Consider the following 22,074-nt stretch of genomic DNA (forward strand, 5'->3'; position numbering starts at 1 on the left):
ACACGCAACACCGCCCCAGCAAGAACCGATCTAGTAAGAGGAGCACACCATGAGCGGAGCAGGAGCCCCCTCCATCGACGTCGACGGCACCGGCCTGCGCGTTGCGATCATCGCAGGCCAGTGGCACACCGAAGTCATGGATGGGCTGATCCAGGGTGCGCGCGAGACACTCATCGCATCAGGAGCCGATCACGCGCTCTTCCGCGTTGCCGGAGCCTTCGAGGTGCCGCTCGCGGCCCAAGCGGCTCTGGAGTCAGGCTTCGACGCGGTCGTCTGCCTCGGCGTCATCGTGCGCGGGGGCACTCCCCACTTCGATTACGTATGCAACTCTGTGACGGACGGGCTCACCCGGGTACAGCTCGACAGCGGGAAGCCAGTCGGGTTCGGCGTGCTGACGACCGACACCGATGAGCAGGCGTTGGATCGCGCGGGCCTCGCAGGTTCCCGCGAGTCGAAGGGCCAGGAGGCCGCTGAGGCTGCTCTGCAGTCCGCAGCCACTGCGCGCTTCATCCGTGAGAGCGGAGCCACGATGGAGCTGGAGCCGGGCAAGCGCGCCTGAGTTCCGCGCCTTGGGCGTGGGTGTCGCGGGTCGGTCACAGTCCACGCGGTGGGCGCAGGTCTCGCACGAGTCGCGTGACCAGATCCGGCTGTGCGCCGTCGAAGATCGACCTCGCGTTGGAGGGTACTCAACAAAGGTCCTCCGGTATTCATTGTGGGTTCCCGAGAATCACTCGGAAGCGTTGGTTTCATGCGGATCCTGGGGACCTCAATGTCGGTGGTACCTGGTCTACTGAAGTCATGCCCACCCCCGCTAATTCCTGCTCGCGAGTTGCATCGTTCTCTCGTCTCGAGAACGTCGAGCAGCAGCGCCGCGCTCTGGCTGCGGAGCAACTGGGCATCATCGGTGAGCTCGTGTTCGAAACGACGAAGATCCGCCCGCACAGGCCGGAAGCCTCCTCCTCGGAAGGCCGATCCTCCTCCGGGGAGCACAGGTCTTCTTCCGAGGCAGATCAGCCATCTTCTGCGGAGACCCGCACCATGTTCGCACCGGACGAGTTGGCGTATCGCTCGCTCCGTGCCGAACTCGCGCTGTTGCTGTGCATGAGTGAATACCAAGCAGAGCGCCTCATGGATCTCGCCTATCGCACCGTGTATGAGTACCGGAAGCTCGTACCGTCCCTTGCTTCGGGCGCAATCACACAGCAGCACGCGCAGGTCATCTGCGATGCAGGCCTACTCATCGGGCCGAGCAATGAGCCATCGGTTATGGAGCGTCGTGCCGGATATGAGGCTGCGGTTCTCGAGATCGCAGCCGTTGAGACCCCGAATCGTCTGCTTCCTATTGCTCGACGACTCGCCGAAACCTGGGCTGAGATCCCCATCGAGACGCGGCACGAGCGGGCCCGCAGCGAGCGCCGGGTCACGGTGACCGATGCCGAAGATGGCATGGCCGACCTCATCGCTCACCTTCCCGCTCCGGAGGCGTATGCAATTCGAGAACGCTTGACCAGGATCGCAAAGTCCGCCAAGCAAGGTCACCGCGTCGTCCCGCTCCCCGATTCTTCCTCGGATAGTTCCGCTTTCGTTGTCTCCCCCGATAGTCCCGATTCTGATGCTTCCTCACCAGATGCCTCCTCGCCAGATGTTTCCGCAACGGAGACCTCCGTCTATAACCCAGAGACCTCCGTCAAGGACTCGGACGCCGAGGACCACACACCTGATTCGCGCACTCGAGATCAGTTCCGCGCCGATGCGCTTGTAGACCTGCTGCTCTCCTCAGACCCGTTCGCGCTTACCTCCGGAAGCCCGGCAGAGGCGATCGAGGCACGCATCCAACTCATCTCACCGGCAGACTTCGGTGAAGCAGAGTCGGGTATTGCGGGCCTGCCCGGTGAGCTTGCGGGCTACGGACCGGTCGATGAGCTCACCGTCCGACGCTTCGCCGCCCAGTCTTCGCATCTCGAGAAGGTCACCACCCACTCCGACACCGGCGAAGTGATCTCGGTTGACCGATACCGGCCCAGCGAGCAGATACGCAGAGTCATCGGAGCCCGCGACCGGCACTGCAGATTCCCGGGTTGTCGAGTACCGATCCAGCGATGCGACCTCGACCACACGATCGACGCCGCATTCGGCGGCGAGACTTCCACCGACAATCTCGGAGCGCTTTGCCGAGGCCATCACACACTCAAGCATCACTCCGAGTGGAGCGTTGAGCAGCATCCGGGTGGAGTATTCGAATGGACGAGCCCCACAGGCAGAGTGCATGTCGATCGACCGCCGGGGTCGTATAGATGGCCTGCCCGCAGACCCGGGCAATCGACACCACGCGACCCGGACGAACCTCCCCGGAGATCAAGTCGGGTACGTTTCGAAGCGATCTAGGCAAGCTTCGCGCGAGCGATAAGTACCCGCCGCGCAAGCCGTCTCACAGCCACCATCGCCTAGAGTGAGCGGCGTGGCAGCACGATCGAGAACTCGCCGCGGATCCGCCTCGGAATCACCCGACACAGCGCCCCGCGGCCCCCGCGCCTCATTGCGCGAGCTGATCCCCTATCTCTTCGAACAGCGCGGCTTACTCACCCTCGCCCTCGCCCTCGGCGTGCTCGGCGCCGTCACCTCGCTCGTGCAGCCCCCGCTGCTCGGACAGGTCATCGCCCGAGTCGAGACCGGCGACGCGCTCGGTGCCCTGCTGTGGCTGCTCACCGTACTCGTCATCGCCAATGCCCTGCTGGGCGGGTTCCAGCACTACGTGCTCCAACGCATGGGTGAGGGCGTCGTGCTGAGCAGCCGGCGGCGACTCATCGCGAAGATCCTGCACCTGCCCATCACCCAATTCGACCGCCGCCGCACCGGCGATCTCGTGTCACGCGTCGGCAGCGACACGACCCTGCTCCGGGCAGTGCTCACCCAGGGCCTTGTCGAGGCCATCAGCGGCATGCTGGTCTTCGTCGGCGCCCTGGTCGGCATGCTGATCATTGATCCGATACTCTTCGGGATCACGTTCGCCGTCGTGGTGGTCGCGATCGTGGTGGTCGTGGCCGTTTCGAGCCGGATCCGCCCGGCCGTCGCACAGGCTCAGGAGAAGGTCGGAGACCTCGCGGCCCAGGTAGACCGGTCGATCTCGTCGATCCGCACGATCCGGGCAGCCGGGGCAGCCGGCCGCGAACAGGCAGCAACGGAGCGGGACGCGACCGAAGCTTACGCGCTCGGAGTGAAGGTCGCGAAGATCTCGGCAGTCATCGTACCCGTGTCGTTCCTAGCGATGCAGGTATCGTTCCTCATCGTGCTAGGCCTCGGCGGCTACCGTGTCGCCAGCGGCGCCATCGAGATCTCCCAACTCGTCACCTTCATCATCTTCCTCTTCCTCATGGTCATGCCACTCGGCCAGGCCTTCGGAGCGATCGCCGCGGTGGGCCAGGCACTCGGCGCACTCGGTCGCATCCGCGAGATCACGTCGCTCCCGACCGAAACCGAGCACGATGCGACGATCTCGCCGATCGGCGAGATCCGCAGCCTCGACGATGCCGCCGATCGAAACGCTCCAGCGATCCGCTTCGACGACGTGCACTTCACCTACCGCTCAGCCGCACCCGATCGTGCGGACGCTCGCGAACTCGTGCGCACCGGTCGCGGTGCCCGCCGCGACGCCGAGGCGGCACCCGCGAAGATCATCGAGACCCCGGTGCTGCACGGCGTGAACTTCGACGTCCCGCGCGGCGCCCGTGTCGCTCTCGTCGGCCCCTCGGGCGCCGGCAAGTCGACCATGCTGGGACTCATCGAACGGTTCTACGATCCCGACAGCGGCTCAGTCGAACTCTACGGAGCCGACCTGCGCACGCTCGACCGTGCCGAACTGCGCAGCCAATTCGGCTACGTGGAGCAAGACGCCCCCGTGCTCGCCGGCAGCCTTCGCGACAACCTCCGTCTAGGCGTGCCCGACGCAAGCGACGCCGCGTGCGAGCGTGTGCTGCGCGCCGTGAACCTCGGCGGCCTTCTCGACCGCGCCGGGCTTCCCGACGGAAGCAGCGGCCTCGACGTGCAAGTCGGCGAGAACGGGGTCATGCTCTCAGGCGGCGAAAAGCAGCGCCTCGCAATCGCACGATCGCTGCTGTCGGCTCCGCCGATCCTACTGCTCGACGAGTCGACCGCGAGCCTCGACGGCGTCAATGAGCGACTCATGCGCGAAGCCCTCGACTCCGTCTCGACCGGGCGCACGCTCGTCGTGATCGCGCACCGCCTCTCCACGGTCGTGGACTCCGACAAGATCATCGTGCTCGACGACGGCCGCGTCATCGGGGAGGGCACGCACGAGGAACTGATCGAAGCGGTCCCGCTCTACCGCGAGCTCGCGCAGCACCAACTCCTGGTTGCCGAGGACTGAGCCGCGCGGGCTACAGAGAATGATCAACCGAGCTCGACGCTCTCGAGCAAGGCCGACAGGCTCGCCCGATAGTCCTCGATGTTCGTGTTTGTGTCCGTGTTTGTGGCCGTGGCTGTGCCCCTGACCGTGCCCGCCGCCGTCGCTGTCGCTGTCACGATCACGCGCGCATCGCCCAGATCGAGTACTCCGCGCACCCCGTCATTCGTGTCGACATGGTGCAGCTCGGCCCCGGAGGCGAGTTGCTCACGCAGAGTGATCTCACCGGTCTCGTCTTCGAGATCGGTCAGAGCGTCTTCGAGCGACTCCTCGGAGACACGCAGCGCGATCCTCAACACACCATCAGGTGAGCCGACCGTCACCCCCTCCTCGACACCCAGCAGCAGGCGAGGATCCCGCGGCAGGGGCGGCTCCGGCAGGTCTCTCAGCACCGGCACCTGTAAGTCGACGACGAGCGGCCGCACCGTCCACCCTCGCTCCGGCACCACGTGCACCTCGGGTAGCCCGCTGCTGGTTGAAGCCAATGGCAGACTTTCCTCACCGTCAGCGGTCTCGACGTGCGCGTTCGAGAAGTGGCCCGGCGCAAAGGTCACCGCATAGACCGTCGCCGCGGCCAGCAACAGCACAATGATCAGTGCGAGGCGCTTCACGGTTTCTTCCCCGCGTTCGTAGCGCTGTAATTCAGTCCGTCGGGGATCGTCCCGCCGAACAGCTCGGTCACCGTCACCGGAACGAAGCCGCGCTTCTTCAGCTCAACGATCACCGCGCCAGCCGCTTCGACCGACTCGTCATGAGTGTCGTGGAAGAGGACGATGTCTCCCGGAGACGCCTCCGTCGCGGCACGCTTCACGAGCGCCTTCTTTCCCGGGCGCTTCCAGTCGTTCGTGTCGAGAGACCAGAGGACGGCCGGTAGATCGATCTTCCGCATCGCACGCGCATTGATCGCCCCGTACGGCGGTCTGAACGACGTGACCTGCTGCCCAGTGCGCTGCTCGATGAGTCGGGCCGCAGAGTGCACCTGCTTCTCAGCTCGTGCCGGCTTCACCCGGGTGAGGTCGGGGTGGGTCATGGTGTGGCTGCCGATCTCGTGCCCCTCCGCGAAGACGCGGTCGACGATCTCGGGGTTCTGCCGCACTGAGGTTCCCGTCATGAAGAACGTCGCAGGAGCGCGTTGTTCGTGCAGCGTCTCGAGCAGATCGGGGGTGTAGACCGACGGACCGTCGTCGTACGTCAGTGCGACGCAGGGCACCAGTGCGCAGTCGGCAACCACATCATCGAGGGACCACTCCGGCACGCCCATGAAGGGCTCCGCTGTGGCGGCTTCCAGGTCAGCGAAGCTGTTCGCCGACCAGGTCTCCACAACATCGGCGGCGACCTCGACCCGTACCGGCTCTTCCGTGGGTGCGATACCCAGATCCGCGAGCTCAGGGGCAGCGATGCCAGGGCCGATATCGACCCGCAGCGCACCGCCCTCACCCAACCATGCCTGATCGAGCCCGGCCGTCGCGATCTCCTCCTGCTCGGCGGAAGGCGGCTCGATCTCGGCGCGGCTGAGCGCTCCCGCCTCACGGCGCAAGAGCTCGACCGTCCGCATCCACAATTCGCGACCCGCGTCAGCATTCCAGCGCTGAGTGCTGTCGATGAGCTGGTCTCCGGCAAGGTCGGTATAGAGCGTCGTACGTTGATCGTCGATCACCGATTCCGGGGCTCCCCGCACGACGCGTATCGTCACGCCGATATACGACCCGAACGCGCCCGCGATCTCGCAAGTCACGGCTATACCCGAGCCGCCGCGCGGGCCCGTCGCGGCATCCTCTAAGACCTGACCCGCCGGCCACTCGACCGAGCCGGGCACGCACCCCCGTTCATCGAGCCCAGCGCTGGCCCGATGCACCTGCGGCTCGTATCCACCCGGCCCGGTCACGGCATCGCGGACGATCCCGTCAATGCGCTCATTCAGTTCCGTCTCTCCCGGAACATGTATCCACCGTGCCTGCATCGGCATATCGTCATTGCGGATACGCATGCCGATCACGGCATCTTCGACCTCAGTGGGCACCGAAGCTTGAGATTCAGGGGCCGGCGCGGGGGTCTCTGTGGGTGTGTCCTCTCCATCTTCAGCTGGGTCCTGTTCCCCGCCCGATTCCTGCGCAGGAACGAGGCTCACACCGTTCTCGACCACCCACGGTTCCGGACGCCAGTCGGGGTCGGGGGCCGGAGCGCAGGCCGCGAGCAAGAGCACGAAGACGAGCCCGATGGCCGGCAGCACCGCTGTCGGCCGCAGGGCACTCGTCCGAAGCACAGGCGCCCGCAGCACGGCCGCCCGCCGTCCGCTGCGCTGTCTCATCGCCGCTCCTCGTGACCCGTGCCGTCTCGGCCGAGCCCCGCACCCGCGACCCGGACTAGCTGCGCTGCATCATCCACTCGAACCGGGGTTCGATGATCCTGCGGAATACGACGGTCACCCACCGCATCGACAGCACCACGGCCAGCCCGACTGCGAGTAGTGCGAGCACTGCAATACCCACGCTACCCCGGTCACCGAACGCATCAACGACGCCACTCTGACGCAAACCCCAGACGATCGGGCCGTGCAGCAGGTAGACGTAGAGCGTGCGCGCACCCCACACCGTGATGATGCTCTCGCCCCTCGGGGTCACGATGAGCAGCGCGAGCGTCATCACTACGGCGATACCCAGCAGCAGGGCACGGATCGCGAGCCCGGCGAGCGCCACGCCCCACAGGCTTTCGGGCACCGCATCACCGATGGGTGCCTTGTCGAAGAGCAGGAAGTAGTCATCCCTCCAACGCAACCAGCTGTCGATCCTCCAGGTGTCACGCAGCTGCGGCTGTACTGCGAGACCGATTGCCGCGACCCCCAGCACGCCCCAGGCGATTGCCCGAGTCGCGATCGTCGGGCGCACGAACCAGCGGCCTTCGAGCCAGCCGCGATCCCGCGCCATCCAACCGAGTACGAAGAACGGCAAGAAGCAGAACGTGCGCGAAGCCGAGAAATCGGCACCGATCGCCGGTAGCAGGCCGGCCATGAGCGCGAGACCGAACGACACCAGCAGCGGATGCTTGAGCAGGGCGATGACCGGCAACACGATGCGCAGTGTCACCAGGGTCACCAGGAACCAGAGCGTCCACGATGGGGAGACCAGGAAGGAGGCTGGCAGCCCCTTCTCTTCGACTGCGAAGCGCAAGAGTGCCCAGATGCCCTCCCACAACCCCCAGGTGAGCAGCAGCTGGAACGTCGAGCGGATGCTCTTGGGCGTCACCGCGGTTCTCGAGAAGACACCGGAGAGGAGGATCATCGCCGGCATATGGAACAGATACGCGTACACGTAGAGGCCGAAACCGAGCGGAGTCTCCATGCGCGCCGTCGAAATCGTGTGGCCGACCACCACGAGCACGATGAGCAGAAAACGGGCGTTGTCCCAGAGCGCGACGCGCGGTTTCGACGCGGGCGGCGCCTGCACTGCGGCGGAGGGCTGCGTCATCCGGGGAGCTCCTCTCGGGTGAGAAAAGCCCCCGCCGAGGCGGGGGCCGATCGGAGCCGCCTGCCGGAATCGAACCGGCGACCTATTCATTACGAGTGAATCGCTCTACCGACTGAGCTAAGGCGGCGGGAACGCGGCATAGCTGTCGCGCACAATCGACTACTGTAGCACGTCCAGGCGGTCACGAGCACGTCCAGGCGGTCACGCAGAGCACCGGGGATCACCCGCGGGAACCGCGCCATTCAGCAGATAATCATCGATTACGGCGTCGATGCAGTCGTTCTCCCCGTACGCGATATGCCCCTCTCCTTCGTAGGTGACGAGCACGCCGCTCTCGAGCTGCTCGGCGACGGACTCGGCCCAGCGATACGGAGTTGCAGGATCACCGGCCGTGCCGACAAGGAGGATCGGACCGGCCCCGGCCGCCTTCGGCGGATCTTGCGTCGCATTCTCCGCGCCAGGCCAGCCCACGCAAGAGATATCGACGTACCCCTGGTAGGGGCCAATGATCGGAGCTGCCGCTGCGAGCTCGGCCGCCCGCTGGCGCATTCGCTCAGGATCGGGGTCAGTGGCACGATCGAGGCAGTTGATCGCCGCGAACGCCTCATTGGAGTTGCTTCGGTACTCGCCGTCGACACGGTCGTAGTAGAAGTCTGCGAGCCAGAATGCGGTGTCCGGATCGCCCTGCGCGATACTCGTGAACAACTGGTCGAGGGCGTTCCACGACTCCTTCGAATAGAGGGGCGTGATGATCGCGGTGATCATGGTGCGACTGGTCACCCAGCGGCCGTCGCGCCCTTGCAGCGGGTGCTCCTCGACCTGAGTGAGCAGGTCCCCGATCTGCTGCACCGACTGATCGACAGTTCCCGTGAACGGACAGTCGCTGCGCCCAAGACAGTCTTCAAGATAGGCGCGCAGCGCGTTCTCGAAGCCCTTGGTCTGCTCGAGCACCACATCGTTCGCGGTGCTCGTCGGATCCATGACACCGTCGAGCACGAGTCTGCCGACCTTCTCCGGGAAGGTATCGGCGTAGAGCGAGCCGATGTAGGTGCCGTATGAGAAGCCGAGGTAGTTGAGGTGCGCATCTCCCACGATCGACCGCAGCATGTCGAGGTCGTGCACGGTCGAGAGCGTATCGACGTGCTTGATGAGGTCGCCACTGCGCTCGGCGCAGGCCTCACCGAAGGCCTCGGCCTCGGCGGTGGCGACCTCGATCCACTCGTCGCTGCCGGCCTCGAGGCCGTCGGTGTCAGACCTTCCGAACAGGTACTCGTCGAGACCCTTCGAGTCAGCGCACTCGACCGCCGTGGAGGCGCCGACTCCGCGCGGGTCCCAGGTGACGACGTCGTAGCTCTTCTTGACCTCGGGCGTGACGGCGCCGTCGATATTCCGCATCAGGTAATCGACCGCGGAGACACCGGGGCCACCCGGGTTCACGAAGAGCGTGCCCAGTGCATCGCCGGCGGCCTCGTGCTTGACGAGGCGCAATGAGATCCGCTCGCCGGCCGGGTCATCCCAATCCAACGGGGCGTACACCTCGGCGCAGAGCATCCCCTCGTCGCAGGCGGCCCAGTTCGGTTGCTGCTGGCCGAAGCTCTCGATGGATCCGGCAGGCTCTTCCGGAAGCGGACCGGGTTCGCTCGAGGGGGTCCCCTCCGCATCACTGCCCCCTCCCGTGAACAGCGGGAGCAGCCCGTACCCGGCCAGGGCGACCGCCACGACCAGCGCGATGATGCCGAAGAACGGCCCCCATCCCTTCCGGCGCCACGACCGGCGTCCCCGCGGATCGTCGTCGTGAGCGGCCTCATCCGGATCAGGCTCCTGGAGTTCCGGCGGCATCGTCATCCGGCGCCTCCCGGTGCTAGTTCAGATAGTGCCGGTGCTGTGTGCGCTGAAGCCGGCGCGACAGACGTGGGTGCGACCAGCGTCGCGAAGAGCGCCTCGAGCACGAGACTCGGGGTCACCCCGCGTTCGAGACGCTCACGAGCGCGCTCAACCGCCTCGACGACGGCGAGCGAACGCTCGGCCCCCCACCCTTCGGCGAGCTGAGCGATACCGTCGCGCCGTTCCGCATTGATGAGCGGCGCGTCCGCACCGAGTGCCACGAGCAGCGTGTCGCGGAACAGCGAGAGCAGGTCGGTGAGCACCCGGTCGATGCCGTCGCGCAGGCTCCGCTTCGCCCGACGTTTCTGATCCTCTTCGAGTGCCCGGATCTGGGCGCGCAACGCGGGCGGAATCGCGCCACCGGCCTCGATGCCGAGCCCGCGCAGCGCCTCCTCGCGCTCCCGGGCGTCGAGCTCCGCGGTCATGGCATCCGCGTCGGCCTCGGCGACCTTCGTGAGTGCGGCAGCCGCCTGCATCGCGTCCCCCAGCGTGACAACGCTGAACGCGAGGTCGAGGGTGCGGTTGCGACGGGCGAGCGCTTCGGCGTCGGTCGCGAGCCGCCTGGCCATACCGATATGGCTCTGCGCGAGACGTGCCGCCCGCTCAGCGGTCTCCGCGGAAACCCCCTCGCGCTGCTGCAACAACTGGGCGACCTCTTCGATGGAGGGAGTCGCGAGGCGCAGCGAGCGGCAACGGGAACGGATCGTGGGCAGCAGGTCCGCCTCGCTCGGCGCGCAGAGCACCCACACCGTGCGCTCGGGGGGCTCCTCGATCGCCTTGAGCAGCAGGTTGGAGGTGCGCTCGGGCATGCGATCAGCGTCCTCGATCACGATGACGCGATGCCGCCCCTCGGCCGGCGCGTAGTGCGCGGTCGTGAGGATATCGCGCACGTCGTCGATGCCGATGATTAGCTTCTGGGTCGTCAAGACGCTGATATCGGGGTGCGTACGCGCACGCACCTGGGCGTGCACGGCCTCCCGCTCCTCGGGCCTGCGCGCGATGAGCGCAGCGGCGAAGCGCAGTGCGATGTTGGATCGGCCGGAGCCGGGGGGACCGGTCACGAGCCAGGCATGCGCGAGCTCTGAAGCCCCCTCCGGAGATGCCGCGCGTTCGAGTACCGCAGCCGCAGCCGGTTGACCCGCGATGTCGGCCCAGAAAGTCATGACTCGAGGCTACCGTGCAGAGCCGACAAGACTGTGTGGGTCACAAATCGACTGTGCTTGCTATAAATCCACAGCTTGTTATAAATCAACATAGTCGCTGTCGCCGCGCTCGACCCGCGCCGTCCCGGCGCTGAGCTCGGCGGCGAGAGCTTCCACTGACCCGAGTTCATCCTCGGCGACCAGGTACGTCTGTGCGACCGTATCGGTGTACTCGGCCTCCCCGATACCGTAACCGCGACGCCTCGCCTCCGCCTCGATCTGAGGTGCGACGTCATAGGCGGTCCGTACGATCACCGCGTAGCGCCGGGCACGACGCACTCGCTTCGCGATCTGCACGGCGTCGGCGACCGATCCTCCATAGGCGCGGGTCAAGCCGCCCGCACCGAGCAGCACACCACCGAAGTAGCGGGTCACGACCGCGACGACATCGCTGAGCCCCGCAGAGACGAGCGCGTTCAGCATGGGAGCGCCCGCCGTGCCGCCCGGTTCTCCGTCGTCGTTCGACCGCTGCACGCGACCGTCCGGTCCCAGCACGAACGCCGAGCAGTGGTGACCCGCCTTCGGATTCGCGGCCCGCGCGGCAGCGATGACCGCACGCGCCTCAGCCTCATTCTCGACCCGCTCGAGTCGGGTGATGAAGCGAGATCGCGAAATCTCGACCTCGGCGTCCACCGGTGCGGCGATCGTCTCGTAATCCACTACTCCCCTGCCTGCCTGCGCTTACTCGCGCGCCATGCCGCGCAGTCGATCGAGCTCGCGGCGCTCGCGCTTAGTGGGCCGACCGGCCCCGCGATCCCGAACAATAGCCGCGGGTCGTTCGACCCGGGCCGGAGGCGGCGGCGTGAGGTCCTCGAAGTACTGCGCGGCCTCGGTCGCGCTCCCTCGTCTCGTCGCGAGCCCGGTCACCCGGTAGATCCGATCGAAGCCGTGCAGGCGCACGCGCACCTCATCGCCGAGCGTGACCGACTGGGCGGCTTTCGCCGCCCGGCCGTTCACTCGCACGTGCCCAGCTCGGCAAGCGGCGGTGGCCTGGCTTCGGGTTTTCGCCAGGCGCACCGCCCATACCCAACTATCGACGCGTACCGAACTCATGCCTCGATGGTAGCGCGGCGCCTCCTGAGCAGCAGGGTACCTCCGGCGAGCAGGAGCAGCAGCGCGAGCACGAGCCAGAGCGCCGCGAGGTCACCACCGGTGATCGCGAGCGGGTCTGCCGCTGCGACCGGTGCCACTGCGTCGTCCTGGAGCACCGACTCGGGCGTCTTCTCCGCAGCCGAATCCACCGTGACGGTGTTCACGACCTCCGGATACGCGGCCTGACCGATGCGCACCTCGAGCGCGATCTCGACCTGCTCACCGACCGCAAGACCGTTCTCGAGCGTCCACACCACCGTGCCTCCGCGCACCTCGACAGTGACCCCGTCGGGCAGGTTCGGCGACCCGAGGAACGCAAGACCGTTCGGCAGTCGATCCGTCACCGTGATCGGGCCGGGATCGGGCGTGGGGCCCTCGTTCTCGACCGTGATGCGGTACGTGCCGGTGCCTCCGACCTGGAACTCTCCCACAGCCTGTTTATCGGTGAGCAGCGTCACGAGCGGCGGCACATCGACGACGTCTTCCGCACGATCATTGCTCGGTTCGGGATCGCGCTCCCGATCGTCGATCGGCGTCACCACGGCGGTGTTGAGTACCTCGGGGTAGGCGTGCGCCTCGACAAGCGTGCTGATGCGCAACGGCTCCGACTGCTCGCCGACGGCGATGCTCTCGGCGTAGCTGGCGACGACCTCGGTCGTGCCATCGGCGCCGGGCCGCACCGAGTCGATGGTCCACCCATTGCCGAGGTCGCCCGGTTCGCTCAGCACGGTCAGGCCGGCGGGCACGCTATCGGTGACCACGGCACCCGACGAATCGGAGGGACCGTGGTTCGTGACCACCAGGGTGAAGTCGAGCGCATCCCCGACCCGCACATCGGCGGCGTCGTGCGACTTCTCGAGCGCGAGATCGGCAACCCGGTCGACGACCACCTCTGCATCGTCACGGTTGTTGTCAGGGTTGCGCTCGGTGGTACCCGAGGTCACCTCTGCCGTGTTCACGAGGGATGCTTCGCTCGGCACGCTCGGCGCGACGTTCGCCGCGTAGCGCAGGGGCGGCAGCGACTGTCCCGAGTTCAGACCCAGTTGCTCGCCGTGCTCATCGATCGCGGTGAACACGACCGTCTGCGTACCGGTGTCAGGGTCCACCTCGCCCGGCTCCGCCTGCCACGACCGCAGCGTATCGTCGCCGATCAGTCGATCGAAGGTGATGCCCTGCGGCAGCACATCCTCGACACGGACCGGAGCAATCACATCGCTCGGACCGTCGTTGCGCACATCGATGCGGAACCTGGCTTCGGTACCGGCCGTGGCCTGGGCCGAATCGACCCACTCCTCGTCCGCGGCTTCCCAACTGCGCTTCTGCAGCACGAGATCGGCTTCGGCGGTCGCGTGGATGATCGCATCATCCACACTGGTGTGAGGGTCGTCCGAGTCGCCCGTCCGGCGATCCGTCCAACTCAGCGTGGCCGTGTTCTCGAAATCGGCCTGCTGACCACCGGCTCCCGCAACCGCGTTCGGTGCGAGCTTCGCCACCACCACGATCTCGGTAGTGCCGACCGGGAGCTGCGCGTGACCGCAGGTCGCCGTCTGCGAGCCCGCGATCGAGGCGGAGCAGTCCCAGCCGCTCTCCGCATCCACCGGCGACACCGACACGAGGGTCAGGTGCTCGGGCAGAGCATCGACGAGGGTTGCGGGGTTCGCCGACGGACCACTGTTCGTCACCGTCAGCAGGTAGCGCTTCGTCTCGCCCGCCACGGCTCCGGCCTCGTCCACCCAGACATCCGCCGAATCCTCGACCTTCTTGACCAGCGTCATGTCGGCCTGGCGCTCGATGGTCACCTCGTCGGTGTCATCGTCGCGCGGCCCATCGGGGCCGTCGACGGTCGCGGTGTTCTGCTTGACGCCGTTCGAGATGTTCGCATCGATGAGCACATCGAGCGTGACCACGATCGTGCTGTCCACGGGCAGGGTGAAGGTATCGGCAGAGCTGCCCACCGTCCACGCGAGATCACGTCCGCCGTTCGAGATCGTCGGCTCCTGCGCAGTCGCGGTCCCACCGCTGACGCTGATGCGCGCAGAGTTCGCGACGTAGCTCAGTCCCTCGGGCAGCTGATCGGTGATGTCGATCGCACCTCGGGAAGCCGACGGTCCGCTGTTCGTCACCGTGAGCGTGTACGGGATCGCCGTGCCCGCGATCGGATCGCCCGAGTGGGTCTTCTCGATCACGAGCCTGGCATCGCGGCTCGGGGTGTTCGAACGGTCATCATCGGTGTCAGGATCCGCGTTGTCAGCATCCGCGGTCGCCTCATTCACGACCTCGGAGTCGTCATCGAGCACGAAGTTCGAGTCGAGCTGCGTCGTGAGGATGAACGACACCGTGTTCAAGGTGTCATCGGCCGCGAGTCCCACCGGGCTCGCAAGGGGCGCAGGATCGGTGAGGTTGAAACGAACATCGCCGCTCTGGCCCACGGTGACGCTCTGCGGCGCCCACGTTCCGACCTCATCCGTCGCGCTCACGTAGCTGAGGTACGACGGCAGGTGGTCGACGACGTGCACTCCACGAGCCACGGCCGGGCCGTTGTTGGTCACGGTGATGCGGTAGCTCACGTGCTCACCCGGTACCGGAGCAGGGACCGGATCGAGGCCGCCGGCGGCGACCCACTCGCCGGAGCCGTTCTGCACCACTCGAGTCTTGTCGATCGAGAGCGCGGTGTCGGTGCTCAGCGGCACCGTCGTTCCGTCCTCGTTGTTCTCGAGATCAGGATCCTCCGTGTCGCCCGGAACCACGCTCGCCGTGTTCGCGACATCAGCGACGCGGGCCGGGTCGACCGTGCCCGAGAGCGTGATCGTCGCAATGCTCGCGCCGGGAGCGATCGCAGCACCCTGATAGGTCCAGGTGATCGTGTCACCGGCCTTCGCGGGCCAACCGTTCGACGTCGTCGCCGCCCAGGTCGAGTTCGACGGGTCGGCGACGCCGAAGACTCCCTCGGGCACCTCGTCGGAGACCGTGATCTTCTCGGTTCCGCTGAGCGAGTTCGATGGCCCCAGGTTCGTCACCTGCAGGTCCCAGCTGATCGGTTTGCCCGCTCCGCGGTCTGCTTCGGGGGTGGTCACCGACTTCTCGATCGCGAGATCGGCTCGTGTCTCGAGCGGCTTCGACTCATCATCCTCGTTCGGGTGATCGCTGTCGGGATCCTTCTTGCTCGGACGCTCGAACGTCGCGCCGTCGACCGATGCGACGTTCATCAGGTCGTTGCCCTGTGCGAGCGCCGCAGCGCCGACACTCACGTTCCCCAGAATCACGATGCGGTCGGTGCCCGCTGCGTTCAGCGAGACGGTATCGTCGCCCACGATGAAGGGGTTCTGAGCAGTCCCGGATCCACTCAGCGAGAGATCGGTGGGAGTCCCCCCGCCCGCGGGGTAGTAGCGAGCCGTCCAGCCGCTCACCGTTACGCCGTCGGGCAGCGTCTGCGTGTCGACCAGTTCGAACGGGCCGGAGCTCGCATCGGGTCCGTGGTTCGTCACGGTGATACGCCACTTCGGCTGCGCATACACTGACTGGTCATCGCCGGAGGGGAGCGGTGCTTGGCCGGGAACCCAGGTTCCCGCATCGAGACCGTAGAGGTTCTCGTCTGCATCGTCCTGTTCGACGACGCCGCCGATGGCGTCCTTCACCAGCAGCAGATCGGCCTCGGCGATGTGCGCATCCGCCGTGTCCTCGGGGGTCGGCACGTAGCGGTCTCCCGCACCGTTCTCCGACGCACCCGTGGTGTCGGTCGCAGTGATCCGCATGGTGTTGGTATGCGGGTTCACCTCGAGTCCCGTACCCGGCGTCGTCAGTGCGTCGTCGGTCGGCTTGGCGTCGAAGGTGATGGTGAACTCTGCGCCTGCCGCGAGCGGAGTGGCACCGGCTGCGGCCAGCTGAGCGGCCGACCACGAGAGCGTCACGTTCGCATCTGCACTGGTGCCGAGCGTCGGAGCTGCTAGATCCACAGGCTCAGCCGTGCCGATACGAATCTTCGGGTTTCCGACGTACTCCCAGTTCGGCGGCAACTCATCGGCGACAGTGACCGACTGCGCGATACCCGTCCCCTCGTTCGAGATTCGAAGCGTCCAGTTGAAGGGAGTGTCGACGTAGGCCAGACCCTCGGGGTCGGTCGTCGTCTTCTCCGGGACCACGCTCGGGAAGAGCGGAGTCACGGTCGCCGAGTCGGTCGCGGCAGGAACGTTGTTCTGCCCCGGCACGTAGGTGCGCGCCTCGTCTCCGTCGCAGGTGGCGAAGCCGTCCGCACACGACGAGAACTCCGTCACCGTTGCGGTATTCGTCTTGCCACCCGGGGTCAGCTGGGCGGAGGGGACGAACGTCGCGTCATAACTGAGCGCCGCGCGCTGCGGACTCGTCTCACCGGCCTGCTCCTGCGGGTACAGCGGCCCAGCGAGCGTCCATGTGATCGTGCGGCTGCCCTGGTCGTAGCTCACCGAGTTCGGGGTCGCGACAGCGTTGCCGTCGATGCGGAAGGTCGACTCGTCGATCACGACACCGGCGGGTACGACATCCGTCACCGTGATGTCGTGCGCCGGGGTACGGTTCGCCGTGGCCTGACCGATGTTCGACACTTCCACCCGGTAGCTGAAGCGCTGATCAGGGTTCCCGGACTTCGCGTCGGCAAGCGTGCTGTCGGCAGCGGCCGCGTGCTTCACCTGCTTGTCGATACCGAGCAGCGGGTGGAGCACACCGAGGTCTGCGGTGCCCGGGTCGGTGGACTCGTCACGCCCGTTGCCGTTTGCCGCCGTATTCCAGGTGAACACTGCGGAGTTGGTCAGCGTGTTCGCCGCTCCGATGTCATCGGTGATGCGCACTTCGTATGTCACCACCAGGGTGCGAGGCGTATCGGCCCGGGCGATGTGGAAGTCGTCCGAGCCCCAGGTGAGCACCTGAGCGCCGCCGGTTCCTGCAGCGATCGCCGGATCGACGTCGAAACTATCGAGGATCTCGGAGCCGTTCCGGAGTTCCATGCGGGTCGTCCCGGGGACGTACTCGACGCCCACCGGCAGCGTATCCACGACCTTCGACGAGTAGTAGTTCGCGTCGGCCGGAATGGCGACGCTCACGGTGTACTCGGCCTTCTCGCCGATCGGAGCGCTCTCGGGGTCGACGCTCTTGGTGAGCGTTGCTGTCGGGATGCGCACCGTAGCAGCGGCACCCGTCGCGCGATCACCGCGGCGATCCGCGTCGGACACCGTGTCGGGCAGGGTGAAGCCAATGATGTGCGCGCGGTTCGTGTACGTCTCGTTGCCGCCCGCCGCGGCGTTGACGACCGCGTCGAAGGTGAGCGTCTGCCGGTTCGCGGTTCCCTGCGCAAGATCGCCGACGGCCCATTCGATCAGCGTGCCGGTGCCGTCTTCGTCGGGGATGACGCGTTGGCCCGCGCCGCTTCCCTCGACACGGCACTTGCCGTCCGTCTGATCGGAGGCCTTCGCGCTTGTCGCACTGAAGTTCCAGCCGCCCTGCGGCTCCTCGAAGCTCGCCGGGAGGCAGTCGTAGACGACCGAATCGTAGAGCACCGGCGCGTTACTCGCATTGCCCGCGGTGAGCGTGAACGTGACGGTGCGACCGGCACCCTGCAGTTCGCTCGCGGTCTTCGCGAGCGTCGGCTGCGGCTCGACATAGGTCACGTCGGCGGTGCCGGTGATGCGGGGGTTCGCCGTGCCGGTGAGGCTCTTCGAATCGAAGTGCGCGGAGTTGCGCAGTCCCTTGTTGTTCGGGATGTTCGGCACGCCTGTGGCGTTGGTCTCGCCAATGTCCTTGACCCACAGTTCGAGCGTCACCGAGAACTCACGGTCGCTGTCGCCGGACGAGTAGGACGTCGGGAAGATGAGCTTGCCCGATGACGTGTTGAACTGGAACGCGTCGTCGATCGCGGCCGCGTCGGCAGCGATGTGGGTCGGTGCGGTCACACCGGCTGGTACTGCAACCGAGGCGCTCTTGAGCTCATAGCGCACTGTGTTGGCCGGGTTGGCCCCGCTGATCGAGCCTCCTCCGAATCCACGGAACACACCCTCGTCGAAGAGCACGCCCTCGCGCACAGTGGTGTTCGCGGGAATGCGCACGGAGATATCGTAGGTGGCGTATTCGCCCTGCACGATTTGTCCCTCGGCATTGCCATTCGCGGTGTGCTCGGTCGAGACCCGGGTCTTCTTCATCGCAGCGTTCGGCAGCTGGAAGCCCGACGTGTCTTGCGTCTCGGCGAACGGAGCGGTGAAGTTGCTCGCGTCGAGAATCCCCTGTTCAGTGGTGTTCAGCACACCACTGCCACTCTCGAAGGGAACGAGTGTCGAGGTCTCGGGTTCATCGGCAGTGTCTCCCGTATTGGCGACGCCGTACTCCACGATTCCCGCAGTATTCGTGTACTTCTGCTGCATCAGCGCTGCGGCACCACCGTCGGTGACGCCGCTCGGCACCCGCAGTGTGTAGAACAGGCTGAAGCCCTGCAGCGCACCCGGCTGGGAGCCGGCCACGTCATGGTGCATCGTCCACTTGATGACGGATCCCGAGCTCGTACTCGGCACGCGGATGTTCGCCGGGTACCCATCATCACCGGGGTTCAAGACTTCAGCCGTGAAGTCGCCCGACTCCAGGGGAGCGTCCGTATCGCACTCGATCGAGGCCTCATCGGCGCCCGCGCAGAGCAGCGCCGCGAAGCTCGAGGCATCGACGTCGGCCTTCGTGACGCCCTTCGGCAGAGCGTCCCAGACCACGTAGTCCCGGGTCGTGACCGCGCCTGCCTCGTTGCCGAGCGGAGCGGTGACGTCGATGCGGAAGGTGATGTCGTCCTGCTGCACGGCGTACTCGTCATCGACGTTGCTGCCGAAGGCGTTGTCCGAGGTGCCCGCAGAGTAGTTCGGTGCAGCGGCCTGGTTCGCCCCACTCGGCGCACCCTTCCACCCATCGGCGCCGAGCCCGGTGATGCCATCGAAGCTGTTCGTTTCGATGCCCTTGATCAGCGTCGGCGTTGCGACAAGCTCGATGCCGGCCTCATCGCGTGCGAAGAAGATATCGAGCTCATCGGAGTCGCCGTCTCGTCCCTGCTGCTGATACTTCGCCTGGTTCAGGGGAAGGTCGACCTCGCCCGCAGCTGAAGTGCCGGTCACAACTGCCTGGATGTAGAAGTCGAGGTTCGTGTTCGACGGCATGAAGAAGTCGTCGGTGTTGCCTGCGACGCAGTCGTTGGCGCCGAGCGTCCAGTCGATGCGCTGCCCGGTCACACTCGGCGTGGGCACGAACTTATCCAGCCAGGCCGCTTCGCTCCAGTCACCGTCGGATGCGGTGCACGCACCGATGCTGTTCAACGAACCGCTCGCGGGCTTGACGACGTAGTTCTCGCCGGGCACCAGCTCGCCGCCGGCGATCTTCAACCCCTGGGGCAGGTAATCGGTGAGTTTCGCATTGCGCACGTCGGCGCGCGCCGGCGGAACGACGTGAATCTTGAACCACACCCGATCACCGGCTGCGAACGGCTCTGGCGCCTCGTCTTCGACCCATCCGGCCGTCGTGGCGATGTCGGCGGCGGAAACCGCGCCGACGCTGCGAGGCAGCACCTCCTTGGACATCTCCGATTCCGGCGCGCTGACCGTGGCGCGCGAATCATCGTGCGCGCGCAGGTCATCGTCGACCCCGACACCGTTACCGTTCACGACATCGGTATCGACATCGTCCGACACGAAGGGCGTCGTCGTCATGACGATCTCGGCGTCGTTGTACACCCGGTCACCCGAGCTCGTGACACCGGACTGTCCGTCCTCCTGCGCATAGTTCGTGTTCTGCGTCGCGGTATAGGTGAGCAGCACGCGCTGCCCGGCTTCCATCGCCCCGATGTGCAGGTCGAGGAAGAAGTGTCCGTTCGAATCGTCGTAGGCGATACCGGTCAGGGATGCGTCGATGTCCGACCCGGTCGGGGTGCCATCGAGATTGGCGGTCTGCCCCTCCAGCGTCGCACCGTCACGGGTCGACCAGTAGCTGCAGTCGCCGGCTGCCGCGCTGAGCGCAGCATTCCACTCCGCCCGTGTGAGGTCATCCCCCACAGAGTCTGGGTTCTTCGGGTTGCCGAGGATCAGGCGCGGGAGCCCGTCGTACTGCGACGCGTTCGGTGTGATCGGAGCATTCTCCGGGATCGCGGGGCAGATGCCGTCGCCGAGGTCGTCGACCAGTCGGTTCGGCCGGATCGATGAGCTGCCGCCCTCGCCGAGCTCGGCGTTCACGTACTCGCTGGTCGTGATGTCGAGCGTGTAGCGAGCGAGTCGGGCTTGCTGGAAGTGACCGTCGTCGACCGACTTGAGCAGCCGGACGTCGAGTACGTCGACAGTCCGGGTGTCATCGTCTCGCGAGATGTGCACCGGATCCTGCCCGGTTGCCGGGTGCTTCAGCGTGTACGCCCCGGCGGTCTCAGCAGTGTTCGTCGCGCCTTCTGCATCCCACGGGCTGTCCTGCTGGCCCTGCCGAGTCGAGGCTCCCGTGTTGTTGTCCAGATTCGACCCCTGCTCCCCCGACGCCGCGGTGGGTGCGGAATCGTCGGGCCAGAGTGCGTTCTCGAAGAGCGGCACACCGGCGAGGTAGCGAATCTCGTACGTGCCGGGGGTTCCGGGTGTTCCCGCTTCGAAGTTCTGCGGCACGCCTCCGTTGGCGCCTGCGCCGAGCGTGCCGAGGTTCCAGGCGACCTTCGTGTGAACAGCGCCGTCGTGCATCACGGTGTCGACACTCGTCGCCGCGCCGCAGTCATTGCCGGTGATTGAAGCGCCCGCGGTGAGTCGAGGAGCGCCCGGGTACTCGACGGAATGTCCCTCATTGCCGTTCGCGTTCTCAGTGTGATCGTCCGTGCCGCAGGCGAGGTACTCGAGCATGGCCGGCAGATAGTCGACGACCTCGACTCCGGTCCCACCCGTCAGCCCGGTCACGTCGCCTTCACCGGTGTGCTCGACCTCGATGACATACTCGGCTCGGTTCTGGTGCACACCACGCAGAAGCTCGTCCTCGGGAAGATTCGCGACGCGCTTCGTGATGCGCAACGCCTCGACCGGTGCTTGCACTTCGGCCGGCTCGTTCGCAGACGTGTAGTCGTCGGCCACGCTCGCAACACTGGTGGTACCGGGGAATCGCGGCAGCAGGTCGGCGCGGGAGCTCGTGACCGCACTGACCACGAACGGGATCTCCGTGCCTGCGTCGTAGATATCGCTGTCCGGGAGGAAGCTGAGTTGCGCCGAGTTACGCGCACCGTTCGGCAGGTCCGAGATGTTCATGAAGACGAAGTACTGGCTGCCCTCGGGCACCGCGCACTTGCTGTTCGCTGCCGAAACGAGGCCCATCGCCGCGCACTGCTGCGCATCGGCCGTGTAGTTGCCGGGAATCGGGTTCCCGTTCGACCGTGTGTACGTCTTCGTCGGAGCACCGAGGTCACCGAAGCCCGTCGCCTTGATGCCGACCGGGGCGACGATCCCGACGCTGAGGTTGAAGTCACCGGAGTTCTCGGAATTGCGGAAGCCGAGATCGAGCGTGCCCTCCTCACCGGCGAGCAGTGGACTCTGCGAGACCGATGCGCTTACCGACGGCGCGGGGCCGGCAGCCAGCACCCGGTCGGCACCGACGCCGACCATGACGAGCATGCCCGCCACCAATGATCCCGCTGCGATTGCGGCAATCCACTTGCGCAGTCCGCGCTTTTCCGTCCGCTGCGCTGCGTGCGCAGGTGCTATCGACGACACACTTATTCCCCAATGCTCCTGACCCACGCGTGTGCACGCACGAACCAGGTCTGTTCCGAGCGAACTCGGCGAAATCCCAATTTGTCGAGTCCGACCGCGTGTCGCGCTGGCAGAATCCTGCTGGGACGGGACGGATGGACCCACTTCGGGGGGAAATACTACCCAGAACTTCAACACAAGTCGAAATAAATGTGCAGAAATGTACAACGCATGACGCAAATTGCGCGCTCTGTTCGCTATATTCGTCGCCGTCCAGGTGGATCGCGAGGCGAAGCAGGCCTCGCCGACAACTATCC

At 66.2% G+C, this 22,074-nt stretch carries 11 protein-coding genes and 1 tRNA gene; 3 read left to right on the top strand and 9 right to left on the bottom strand.

What is annotated here, in order from left to right; translation table 11 throughout:
- The first annotated feature begins 49 nt into the window (after positions 1 to 49).
- The 3 genes from ribH to ACUYV6_RS09745 all read left to right on the top strand — a co-directional run bounded on the left by ribH (position 50) and on the right by ACUYV6_RS09745 (position 4,384).
- Positions 50 to 559: a 6,7-dimethyl-8-ribityllumazine synthase gene (ribH, locus tag ACUYV6_RS09735; RefSeq protein WP_449278465.1), complete on the top strand. Its 510-nt coding sequence runs from the start codon at positions 50 to 52 to the stop codon at positions 557 to 559.
- A gap of 239 nt (positions 560 to 798) precedes the next feature.
- Positions 799 to 2,385, top strand: coding sequence for a DUF222 domain-containing protein (locus ACUYV6_RS09740; protein ID WP_449278466.1), 1,587 nt, complete (start codon positions 799 to 801; stop codon positions 2,383 to 2,385).
- Positions 2,386 to 2,449: 64 nt separating this feature from the next.
- Positions 2,450 to 4,384 carry an ABC transporter ATP-binding protein gene (locus ACUYV6_RS09745; RefSeq protein WP_449278467.1) on the top strand — a complete coding sequence of 645 codons (1,935 nt, stop codon included), beginning with the start codon at positions 2,450 to 2,452 and terminating at the stop codon, positions 4,382 to 4,384.
- A 23-nt stretch (positions 4,385 to 4,407) separates the two neighbouring features.
- On the opposite strand, the gene ACUYV6_RS09750 is transcribed toward ACUYV6_RS09745, so the two are convergent.
- From ACUYV6_RS09750 to ACUYV6_RS09790, 9 genes are all read right to left on the bottom strand, one after another.
- Positions 4,408 to 5,031: a hypothetical protein gene (locus ACUYV6_RS09750; protein ID WP_449278468.1), complete on the bottom strand. Its 624-nt coding sequence runs from the start codon at positions 5,029 to 5,031 to the stop codon at positions 4,408 to 4,410.
- Positions 5,028 to 6,728, bottom strand: a complete 1,701-nt coding sequence (locus tag ACUYV6_RS09755) for a polysaccharide deacetylase family protein (RefSeq protein ID WP_449278469.1) — start codon at positions 6,726 to 6,728, stop codon at positions 5,028 to 5,030. Before ACUYV6_RS09755 ends, ACUYV6_RS09750 begins: the two co-directional genes overlap by 4 nt.
- A gap of 55 nt (positions 6,729 to 6,783) precedes the next feature.
- Positions 6,784 to 7,884, bottom strand: coding sequence for an acyltransferase family protein (locus ACUYV6_RS09760; protein WP_449278470.1), 1,101 nt, complete (start codon positions 7,882 to 7,884; stop codon positions 6,784 to 6,786).
- A gap of 54 nt (positions 7,885 to 7,938) precedes the next feature.
- Positions 7,939 to 8,011, bottom strand: a tRNA-Thr gene (locus ACUYV6_RS09765).
- A 74-nt stretch (positions 8,012 to 8,085) separates the two neighbouring features.
- Positions 8,086 to 9,729, bottom strand: a complete 1,644-nt coding sequence (locus ACUYV6_RS09770; protein WP_449278471.1) for an alpha/beta hydrolase — start codon at positions 9,727 to 9,729, stop codon at positions 8,086 to 8,088.
- Positions 9,726 to 10,931: a DNA polymerase III subunit delta' gene (locus ACUYV6_RS09775; protein ID WP_449278472.1), complete on the bottom strand. Its 1,206-nt coding sequence runs from the start codon at positions 10,929 to 10,931 to the stop codon at positions 9,726 to 9,728. The genes ACUYV6_RS09770 and ACUYV6_RS09775 overlap by 4 nt, the downstream gene beginning before the upstream one ends.
- 78 nt (positions 10,932 to 11,009) lie before the next feature.
- Positions 11,010 to 11,630 carry an IMPACT family protein gene (locus ACUYV6_RS09780; RefSeq protein WP_449278473.1) on the bottom strand — a complete coding sequence of 207 codons (621 nt, stop codon included), beginning with the start codon at positions 11,628 to 11,630 and terminating at the stop codon, positions 11,010 to 11,012.
- 21 nt (positions 11,631 to 11,651) lie between these two features.
- Positions 11,652 to 12,023 (bottom strand): RNA-binding S4 domain-containing protein, encoded by a 372-nt coding sequence (locus tag ACUYV6_RS09785; RefSeq protein WP_449278474.1) that lies wholly within the window; start codon positions 12,021 to 12,023, stop codon positions 11,652 to 11,654.
- Positions 12,020 to 21,778 carry an isopeptide-forming domain-containing fimbrial protein gene (locus ACUYV6_RS09790; protein ID WP_449278475.1) on the bottom strand — a complete coding sequence of 3,253 codons (9,759 nt, stop codon included), beginning with the start codon at positions 21,776 to 21,778 and terminating at the stop codon, positions 12,020 to 12,022. The genes ACUYV6_RS09785 and ACUYV6_RS09790 overlap by 4 nt, the downstream gene beginning before the upstream one ends.
- Positions 21,779 to 22,074: the final 296 nt, after the last annotated feature.

The sequence above is a fragment of the Leucobacter sp. GX24907 genome (assembly GCF_053567335.1).

Coding starts and splice junctions, on each gene's coding strand:
- ACUYV6_RS09775 (WP_449278472.1), bottom strand. CDS start 10,931: ATGACTTTCTGGGCCGACATCGCGGGTCAACCGGCTGCGGCTGCGGTA.
- ribH (WP_449278465.1), top strand. CDS start 50: ATGAGCGGAGCAGGAGCCCCCTCCATCGACGTCGACGGCACCGGCCTG.
- ACUYV6_RS09740 (WP_449278466.1), top strand. CDS start 799: ATGCCCACCCCCGCTAATTCCTGCTCGCGAGTTGCATCGTTCTCTCGT.
- ACUYV6_RS09760 (WP_449278470.1), bottom strand. CDS start 7,884: ATGACGCAGCCCTCCGCCGCAGTGCAGGCGCCGCCCGCGTCGAAACCG.
- ACUYV6_RS09785 (WP_449278474.1), bottom strand. CDS start 12,023: ATGAGTTCGGTACGCGTCGATAGTTGGGTATGGGCGGTGCGCCTGGCG.
- ACUYV6_RS09770 (WP_449278471.1), bottom strand. CDS start 9,729: ATGACGATGCCGCCGGAACTCCAGGAGCCTGATCCGGATGAGGCCGCT.
- ACUYV6_RS09755 (WP_449278469.1), bottom strand. CDS start 6,728: ATGAGACAGCGCAGCGGACGGCGGGCGGCCGTGCTGCGGGCGCCTGTG.